Source organism: Pseudanabaena biceps PCC 7429 (assembly GCF_000332215.1).
GTDB classification, from domain to species: Bacteria; Cyanobacteriota; Cyanobacteriia; order Pseudanabaenales; family Pseudanabaenaceae; genus Pseudanabaena; species Pseudanabaena biceps.
Map to the genome: position 1 here is coordinate 1 of NZ_ALWB01000209.1, position 8,978 is coordinate 8,978.

Annotated in this window: 7 protein-coding genes and 1 pseudogene; 6 read left to right on the forward strand and 2 right to left on the reverse strand. The window is 44.1% G+C overall.

Annotation, left to right across the window (positions count from 1 at the left end):
- Nucleotides 1–101: 101 nt before the first annotated feature.
- The 3 genes and pseudogenes from PSE7429_RS27615 to PSE7429_RS18410 all read left to right on the forward strand — a co-directional run.
- Nucleotides 102–257 (forward strand): annotated as a pseudogene (locus PSE7429_RS27615) (glutathione S-transferase N-terminal domain-containing protein); the annotation flags it as partial.
- On the forward strand, nt 240–590 hold the full coding sequence (locus tag PSE7429_RS18405; protein WP_267879020.1) for a glutathione S-transferase family protein: 351 nt from the start codon (nt 240–242) through the stop codon (nt 588–590). The pseudogene PSE7429_RS27615 and the gene PSE7429_RS18405, both read left to right, overlap by 18 nt.
- A gap of 359 nt (nt 591–949) precedes the next feature.
- Entirely contained in the window at nt 950–4,774 is a 3,825-nt protein-coding gene (locus PSE7429_RS18410; RefSeq protein ID WP_009628831.1) for a carbamoyltransferase C-terminal domain-containing protein, read from the forward strand.
- A 276-nt stretch (nt 4,775–5,050) separates the two neighbouring features.
- On the opposite strand, the gene PSE7429_RS18415 is transcribed toward PSE7429_RS18410, so the two are convergent.
- A complete protein-coding gene (locus tag PSE7429_RS18415) occupies nt 5,051–5,662 on the reverse strand; it encodes a CPBP family intramembrane glutamic endopeptidase (RefSeq protein ID WP_009628832.1) in 612 nt (203 codons plus the stop codon).
- A gap of 79 nt (nt 5,663–5,741) precedes the next feature.
- A complete protein-coding gene (locus tag PSE7429_RS18420) occupies nt 5,742–7,007 on the reverse strand; it encodes an aminotransferase class V-fold PLP-dependent enzyme (RefSeq protein WP_009628833.1) in 1,266 nt (421 codons plus the stop codon).
- 270 nt (nt 7,008–7,277) lie between these two features.
- Between PSE7429_RS18420 and PSE7429_RS18425 the strand changes: the two genes are divergently transcribed.
- The 3 genes from PSE7429_RS18425 to PSE7429_RS18435 all read left to right on the forward strand — a co-directional run bounded on the left by PSE7429_RS18425 (nt 7,278) and on the right by PSE7429_RS18435 (nt 8,772).
- Nucleotides 7,278–7,505 (forward strand): hypothetical protein, encoded by a 228-nt coding sequence (locus PSE7429_RS18425; RefSeq protein WP_009628834.1) that lies wholly within the window; start codon nt 7,278–7,280, stop codon nt 7,503–7,505.
- 174 nt (nt 7,506–7,679) lie between these two features.
- Nucleotides 7,680–8,015, forward strand: coding sequence for an NINE protein (locus PSE7429_RS18430; RefSeq protein ID WP_009628835.1), 336 nt, complete (start codon nt 7,680–7,682; stop codon nt 8,013–8,015).
- A gap of 46 nt (nt 8,016–8,061) precedes the next feature.
- Nucleotides 8,062–8,772: a helix-hairpin-helix domain-containing protein gene (locus tag PSE7429_RS18435; RefSeq protein WP_009628836.1), complete on the forward strand. Its 711-nt coding sequence runs from the start codon at nt 8,062–8,064 to the stop codon at nt 8,770–8,772.
- Nucleotides 8,773–8,978: the final 206 nt, after the last annotated feature.

Consider the following 8,978-nt stretch of genomic DNA (forward strand, 5'->3'; position numbering starts at 1 on the left):
TTCTCTTGGATTTGCCCAGTTCTCCATTCTCTGGGTTACTTTTTCCTGCTCTTTTTCTGATTAGCTTAATCAACTTAGTCTAAACTCCAGTAGAAGAATTACAAGCTCCCTTTGAGTTTCAATTACTGGATATGAAAGAAGGTGAGCATTTACAGCCTGAATTTTTAGCCATTAACCCCTTTGGGAAGGTTCCTGCAATTGATGATGATGGCTCAATCGTTTGGGAGTCTGGTGCGATTTTGCTCTATCTCGCTGACAAGTACGCTCAATTACCCACAATCCAAGATCGGGCGATCGCTGCGCAATGGGTATTATTTGCCAATTCCACCCTTGGGACTGGGCTTTTTAGCGCTGAAACCCGCGAGAAGGAAACACCAAGGTTGCTCGGTGGATTAAACAAAATTCTCGAAAAACAACCCTATCTTACTGGCGATAGCTTTACGGTATCAGATGTTGCGGTGGGTACAATTCTCGGCTATGCGATTTTGATGCTGCAAATGTCCTACGCAGACTATCCCGCGATCGATGCTTATGTAAAACGCTTGAGCGATCGTCCCGCCTACAAAAACAATATTTTAACAATCAAATAAATACTGTTTTTTGCAAACAAAATAGTGTTGCCGCGCTCCGCGCGGCAACACTATTTTGGGTTTTAATTTTGTCCTAACAAAACTAGCAGCAGCTATAAAAAACAAACCCAGTAAGGGTTTTCAAAGCTCAAAATGGCTAAGCCATTTTGAGCTTTGGTATAAGGGGTATCTTAAGCAAAATTTGCATTGTCCTAGGACTCACCTTGATTTCAACCATGCCCCAAATTTTTGTTCTTCTAAGTGACAAAAATAAGTGCAAATAGTGGCAAAAATAAGTACAAATAGTGGCAAAAATAAGTACAAATAGTGGCAAAAACAGGTATAAGTACTGTTGGAATGTAGCATAAATCCGAGAAGCTATGATGCAGCATCATTTGGGCATAAATTTGGGACATGAACGTTCCGTAGCGATCGTTCGAGATGGCGAGATCGTGGTGGCAATCGAGCAAGAGCGTTTGGATCGCCAAAAATACAGTATCGGGTATATGCTTCAGTCGGCTGGAGTAGCTTCTCAGATGCAATTGCCTTGGGAATCAATACGTTACTGTCTTGATAGTTGTGGCATAGCGATCGCTGATATTGCATCGATTACCGCCAATATGCCTGGCGTGGACTTTGCCCCTGATATCGCTCGCAGGGTATTCCCTCAAGATGTGGCTGACAAAGTTATTGCTCTACCCAGTCATCATCTTGCCCACGCGTACTCGGCGTTTTGGCCATCGGGATTTGACGAAGCGGTAGTACTAGCGGTAGATGCCACAGGTAGCACAGGCGCAGACCATCGTACGGAATCCTATACCCTATACGAAGGTCGCGGTCATACTTTAACCACCCTACATAGTGAAACCGTAGCATCCCATCTGGCAGGGATCTCCACTCTTGGCTTTATTTATGAATACATTACCCGCAAAGCTGGGTTTGTAACCAAAATGGGGAATACGCAGATTAGCCATGCCGAAGCTGGGAAACTGATGGGGCTAGCTCCCTTTGGCGGACAACAATCCCAATGGAATCGATGGATTCATCCTGTGGAAGGTTCCTATGGTTTATCCATCTCTCCCTACGATATCTTTTTGGAAGTAGCGGCTTTGGAGAAACGTTATGATACGGGCACAGGTAAACCCTACCTCCGTCCGTATTTGGTTGATTTGGCATACAAAGTACAGCAGGAATTGGAACAAGCATTGCTGCATATTGTCGATTTAGCCTTAAAGCAAACGGGATTGCGGAAGCTTTGTATTGCTGGTGGTGTCGGCTTGAACTCCGTTGCCAACTATCAGCTTTTACATCACCTCCAACTAGAGGATATCTTCATCTTTCCTGCGGCTGGGGACAGTGGTATTGCCGCAGGAGCTGCACTTTGGGCTTATGCTACGAATGGAGGTAACAAACGCCCAAAATTAACTAAAGCAACTTTGGGTCATGCCTATAGCGATCGCCAAATCAATCGGGCTCTGCAAAAGTTTGAGGCAGATGTTACGGTTGTCGAACTCTCCAATGATGCAATGGTTAATCGCACTGCGCAAGCCCTAGCCCAAGGGTATATCGTCGCCCGCTTTGAAGGTGGGTCGGAATATGGACCACGCGCTTTAGGACATCGCTCGATCTTAGCCGACCCATCCTTTGAGCGAATGCAAGATATCTTGAATGTTCGCGTTAAATTTCGGGAAGCATTTCGACCTTTTGCACCAGTCATTCCATTAGAGGATGTATCGCAGGTATTTGAGATGTCAGTAGGTGCTCCATTTATGCTGGTTGTGCCTCCGATCAGACCAGAGATGCGCGCCAAAATCCCCGCAGTCACCCATGTGGATGGTACTGGTCGAGTCCAAACTGTTACGGAAGCGGATAACGCCTACTTCTATAGAATTTGCCGGAAATTAGTTGAATTGCGTCAAGGGCTTCCCGTATTACTTAATACGAGCTTTAATATGGCGGGGCAACCCATAGTAGAGACTCCGTTAGAAGCAATTCAAACTTTTTTGGAAACAGATATTGACTATTTAGCCCTCGAAAATTTTTGGATCGCCAAGCGTCATGTCAAGGTGCAAAATTATGCGGAACATCTGGAAAAAGTAAAGCCTAGTCCTATTCCCCATGGTTTACCCGCCGAACAGCCCTCTGTTTTAGACTTGATGGCTCAGCTTGATCGCGCTATATTCTGGGGCGACATGACCGATTGTCCTTGGACTGAGTCAGAGTTGCAGACCCTATCTAGTCTGGGCGCACGTTATAAAGAAACCAGTATTTTGTTCCCTGACTCGCCCTTCGAGCGCCCATTAAAAACGCAGCTTTCTGAGCATGTGGTGTTGATATTAGATCCGCTCGGACAGTCTTTCCTTGCCGATCTATCTAAGTTGTCACAGGCGAAAAAATCCAATTTATCGACTTATACATTGCCACAAACTAAATTGCTACTAGCATTGCTAGGTCAGTCTGAGGGATGGCAGGAGAGACTGCGGATTGCTCAGCGCTTGACGCATCGAGAGTTAGAAGGGCAATTGCATTGGGCGATGGAGCAGCTTAGTCTGTATAACTTGCAACCCGAAATTGGCGATCGCCCAATGCTTCCAATCGGGGCTCCATCGGACTCAGATCTATTACCACTTTTGCCATCCGAGCCCGATCGCATCTTTGCCCCCTTTGCTGATGCAAATTTCTCATTGCGGAACGCTCTTTACCAATTCCACAAGTTATTGCGAGAATCCGATTATAGGGTGGAATCAATCTGCGATCGCTTAGGCATTGATGCCCTCCAAGCGCTAGAGATAACCCATTTCCACTACTACGATCGCTACAAACTAGCCCATACCAATCTCGATAATTTAATCCGACTTTTCTTATTGCGAGTTGCCTTGCCTGAAAGATCTTTACAGGAACTTTTTGGCATTAATTTGTTTGCAATTTTAAGGAAGCTAGGGCTGCTAATTCCTCGCAATGATCAGTGGGCTTCTCGAATCGATCTATTCTGCATTGAAGGGATCTATCTGGCAACTGACCATCGCTATATGCTTTTGGATGAGGATAAGATTAGCGAGAACCCTGTAATGTATATCGGTTCAGACAGTGCAGGACTAGTCTATACAGCCCCCCAATATGCGGCGGAGCAGATACTCGATCTTTGCAGTGGTAGTGGTATTCAAGGACTCGTAGCAAGTCGTTACGCTCGACAGGTTACAGCGATCGATATCAATCCTCGCGCTATTCGATTTGCAAGGTTCAACGCTCAGCTCAATGGTATCGACAATATCAGTTTTCATGAGGGTAACCTGTACGAACCCGTGCGAGGTCGTCGCTTCGATACAATTCTTGCCAATCCACCTTTCGTTCCCAGTCCGAGTAAGGATCTCGGCTTCCGCGATGGGGGAGCGACAGGGGAAGAAATTTTGGTGCAGATCGTTAAAGGCAGTGCAGCCCATCTCACCGAGAGCGGTCGATTATTTATCGTTTCAGATTTGGTGAATGCTAAGGACTATCAATCCAAGCTTGCCGATTGGTGGCAGGGTGGAGCTACTCATCAGCTTGTCCTTTGTACAGCCGATCGCGATGAGATCCTATTCTCAATTCCCCACAGTCATGCCCCCTTCGGTCAAACATTGGATCATTACAATCAAGAACTGGAGCAATGGTTACAGAATTTTCAGCAAGCAAATTTAACGGCTGTAAATTTTGGTTATATCTTAATCAGTTGTCAGCCTGAATCGCAAACTAGTTCTTACTATTGCCGTACAATCCATAACCCAACCAGTGTAATCCACCCGCAAGTGTTGGCGTATTTCCAACAACAAACATGGTTGCAGTCATCAGAGCGTGGTAGTTATTTTCTATCTCTTGCCCCTGATTTACATTTCCGAGTAGAGGAAGATTTAGATGGGAGAGAGCGTAAAATCGAGCTGTTTTCCCCTGTAAATCCCTACTTTACTACCTATCAAATTAATGAAGAGGTTTGGCATCTATTACAAACAATTCATCGCATCCAGCCCCAATGGAATACTTTTGTCATTCCATTTAATGCAGGATTAATCGAAGATTTAATTTGCAAAGGTATTCTTCATTTAAGTCTCGAACGCTTGACTGTAAAACCTGATCGAAAATCTGAAACCCCATTACCTAAAACTCAAAGTATGACAATTACGGAGCTAAGTACTAAAACCACACCAACTTGTCTTTCTTCTTATCTATAAGACACTGGTTAGTTAAATCGTGAGGGAGTGAAAGCCCCGTAGTAAATAGGTTTTATCTACGGCGATAAGCGCTACACCTCCTTCTCAAATCACTGTTATTTGCTTCAGCAAACAACAGTGATTTGAGTCCTGCCTTAGCAACAATCCAATAGCGAGGTAGTGTTCCAGACTTGTTGGAAGTAAAATAAGAATAGTAAGAGAGGAAAAATAACCAGTCTGGGTTTGCCGCTTTTATTAAACCTCATAATTCAACAAGTCTAAAACACTACCCGCGAGTTAGGGATGGGAGTCGTCACTCTGTTTCCATTTCCAAATGATGCCCGATAGGGAATTAGTAAGCACATGGGCGACGATCGCTGATAAAAGGTTCCCTGTATACATGGTGACGGCTCCAAGCATCATCCCCACAGCGATCGCCCAAACGGTATAGGAGAGGTGCTTCGCGCTTGCCATATGCAAAGCTCCAAAGACAACACTGGTAATAATCAAAGCAAGCCCATTCATCCCAAGCGCAGGCAAAGCCACGCCCCGAAAGAGCATTTCTTCACTTAGTCCTGGCAACAAACCCAACCAAATCAAATCGATCGGTTCTAAGGGTTTAAGCACCATTTCTAAATATTCTTGAGCGGCAATGCGATAGTTTTCCCATATTTCATAAATTAGGCTGCTCAAGAGGGCTACTCCAATACCGATCCCTGCCCCGATCGCAGCATGTTCGGGTTGCCAACGCAGGGGCATCATCGGTATACCCGTTAAGTAAACCCAAACCTTAGAAATCCCCAAAAAAATAATCGCTGTCACTGCCATCGCAATTAAAACTTGCGATCGCGATAAAGCGCGATCTTTTTTATCAGGATTGGATTGAGGATCTATGGAAAATAGGGACATGGTGGCGGTCTTATAGATTAATGGCGAATTGAGGATTGAAAATTGTTATCCCTTTAAGGAAGAGATGTTTAGATGTGGTTTAACCCATAGTTTCCAAAATGGCGATCAGATGCTCGATATCAGAAATAGAAGTAAGGTAATGCACTGAAGCTCTCAGACAATCAGGATCGGGTAGCGCACGGATTAAGACTTGATGCTCTGATTCTAATTGTTTGGCGATCAGAGCATGGGGCTTTTGTGCGATCGCACCTTTGGCTAGCTCTCTATTCACTTTAAAGGAAATTAGTCCCGATTCTGGCGGCAATTGCCTCATACAATCAATGTAAGGCAGTGCATCCAATCGCCTCCATAAAATTTCACTTAACTGACAGATCCGTTCGTAACGTTGTTGCTGCGTTCCCCAGCTATCAGCCTCAGCGAGGGCTATGCGCAGCGCTTCGTAAAGAGCGTAGGTTGAGCTCGCTACTTCAAACTTAGCACCATCCTGCCGCCACTGGGGAATCGGTGTTTTGCCAGTTAGTCCCCGCCACCCCACAAATACAGGTTCGATCGCGCCAAAAATCTCTGGACGTATGTATAAGGCTCCTAATCCAAGCGGCGCACACCACCATTTATGGGTTGTAAAGGCATAAAAATCTGCGGCAATATCGGCAAGATTGAGGGGCAATACGCCTACGGACTGGGCAGCATCCACGGCAACAAGCACTTGGCGATCATGACAAGCCTGAGCGATCCCCTTCAATGGTAAAACCTGTCCCGTATTCCAACAAATATGACTCAGCATCACCATCCGCGTTTGGGGCTGCAAATGCTGCACCAGTAATTCCACTACCGCTGTACTGTCTTGACCCTCCGCACTAGCATTACGGGTATTAGATAGGGGGAAATAATCAATGGCTATGCCAAAGCGCTTTTGGAGCTGGACAGCACTAGCAACAATCCCAGGATGTTCGCAATCTGATAGCAATAGGCGATCCCCCTGCTGCCAATCCACAGCCCAGAGTGCAATATTGCAACCAACCGTAGTGTTTTCCGTAAGCGTAATCGTCGTAGGGCTGACTTGAAATTCTCGTGCGATCGCCGCTTTGGTTGCATCGTATTCCCCCATCATCCATTCCCCTGCGGCATTAGAGAAACAGCCTAACGCCTCAATATGCTGAAAGTTTTTGGCGATCGACTCTAGGGATTTCCCACACATGACTCCCTGCCCGCCATAGTTAAAGTAAAAGCGGTTTGCCACCCCCAAAGCAGGAAAATGCGATCGATGAGCAAACAAATCCTTCTCGCGATCGCGCCCCAAATTGCCCGCATCTAAACTCTCAGAACATACTGCTGAAGAAATCAAAACCTACTCCTGCAAAAAATTCAGTTACAGCCTATTCTATAGCGACTTACAACGATGTAAGCAGCTAAGATAAGTCAACTTCAAACAGAGAACGTACCGCCCACTACGTGGGCGGTACGTTCTCTGTTTGAAGACAAGTCAAACATCGCTATAAATTTAGTTTAAACAATTAAAAAAGAGTCACAAGCTACAGCAATCGCCATAATATGTAGAAGATTATCATTAGTAAATTTGCAATAAACTTGGATAAATTTGTGGAGATCAAAATAAATGCCTAAAGACCTCGGGCTCTTTAGCTCCAAGCAATTAGTCAAAAAACTGAGGTTTCTACCCTTCGCTCTTGTGGGGATCGCTGTATTTACGTTGAATGTCAATCCTGACACCAACCCCTACCTACAAATTTATATAACTCTACTTGAAGCCAAAGTTGGGGTAGTCTTAGTGTATTTTTTAACCAAAAAGCTGGGAAATATAGGCAAAGATAAGCAATCGATATAACCTTATCCGAATGCAATTACATTATCTAATCTGGTCATGATCTATATGTCTTTATGCTTAAGTGGTTGACATTCATTCGGTAATCAATAAACTTGTAACAAGTACAGTGCTTAGCTCTAAAGTGTAAGTATCGCGAAATTTCAAATCAAACAACACAAACTAGGGAAAAAGGCTATGAAGACGAAGAATACTACAGTTCTTTTATGTTTCTTTCTGGGAGCGTTTGGAGGACATAAATTTTATCTCGGACAATCGGGCTGGGGGGTGCTTTATTTGTTATTTTGCTGGACAGGTATCCCGTCAATTGCCGCCTTCGTTGAGTTCATCATGTTTTTGGTAATGTCTGAAGATGAATTCAATCGCAAGTACAATGGTGGTTCAAATCCAGCAACAGCATCGGTCAAAGATTCGACTTCAGCCCTCAGCGATCTTAAAAAGCTCTACGACGATGGCGTGATCACGGTTGAAGAATACGAAGAAAAACGCAAGAAAATGCTAAAAAATATCTAGAATATCTAGCAAATAGCCGACAAACATCTGAGAAACAGTTAAGATTATGTCACAGCCTTCATGGTTCGATCAAACACCAGCATGGGTTTGGTGGTCTTGTTTTCCCGCATTTGGTGGTGGTGCGATCGCCTATGCAGGCGTAAAATCTGGCTCAAATATTTGGATTGGTGTTGGTGCAGGATTTGTTGCCGCCGCAATTATCGTGCCTTCAATACCAATTGTTTCTAACCTTGCGGGTCTAGTTTGGGTAGCTCAAATTTCTACGGCTTTCATTCTTAAACGTGAATATCTAGTAAAGACCTATCCTAAGGATCTCCCCCTTCCTGAAGATCCTCAATTATTTAAATCAATAGCTGCTACCCGTCCTAAAATAGACATCAATAGCTGCTCTAAGAATGATTTAGTTAATGTTTTGGGTTTACCGATTATCTATGCCAATGATATCGATTCCTTAAAGTCAGAGGGTTATATCTTTACTGCTCTAGAAGAACTACATGACATTCTTGAAATTCCTAATGCTACGCTCAAAAAAATTGAGCCAATGTTAGTTTTTAGCTATGATTACCGCCATGAGGCTTCTTATTCATGGAAACGGGTGAACTCCATGAGTTCCGATGATTTGATAATGCTTGGTATAGATCCCACAGTCGCCACAGCGATCGCTACTGAACGCCAACTTCGAGGTGAGTTCAAATCCATCATGGATATCAAGAAACGCACAGGTGTTCCTTTTAGTGCTTATCGACAACTTGCCTAAAATACCTCTAAAAAGGAGCAAATCAAAAATAGGAGTAGCGCTTTGCGCTACTCCTATTTTTGTATTAAAAACCAGTAATAGTGTTATACCAATTCACAAAAGTATTATCACACTTTTGTGAATTAGAAACTAAAGTTAGTAAGGGTTTTCAAGTTACAGCAATTATCGATCAAACGAACCACAAGGAAATTTTTGAAAGCGTTGCG

Bases quoted from the DNA above. Each gene is read 5' to 3' on its own strand.
- PSE7429_RS18410 (WP_009628831.1), top strand. From the start codon at position 950: ATGATGCAGCATCATTTGGGCATAAATTTGGGACATGAACGTTCCGTA.
- PSE7429_RS18415 (WP_009628832.1), bottom strand. From the start codon at position 5,662: ATGTCCCTATTTTCCATAGATCCTCAATCCAATCCTGATAAAAAAGAT.
- PSE7429_RS18425 (WP_009628834.1), top strand. From the start codon at position 7,278: ATGCCTAAAGACCTCGGGCTCTTTAGCTCCAAGCAATTAGTCAAAAAA.
- PSE7429_RS18430 (WP_009628835.1), top strand. From the start codon at position 7,680: ATGAAGACGAAGAATACTACAGTTCTTTTATGTTTCTTTCTGGGAGCG.
- PSE7429_RS18435 (WP_009628836.1), top strand. From the start codon at position 8,062: ATGTCACAGCCTTCATGGTTCGATCAAACACCAGCATGGGTTTGGTGG.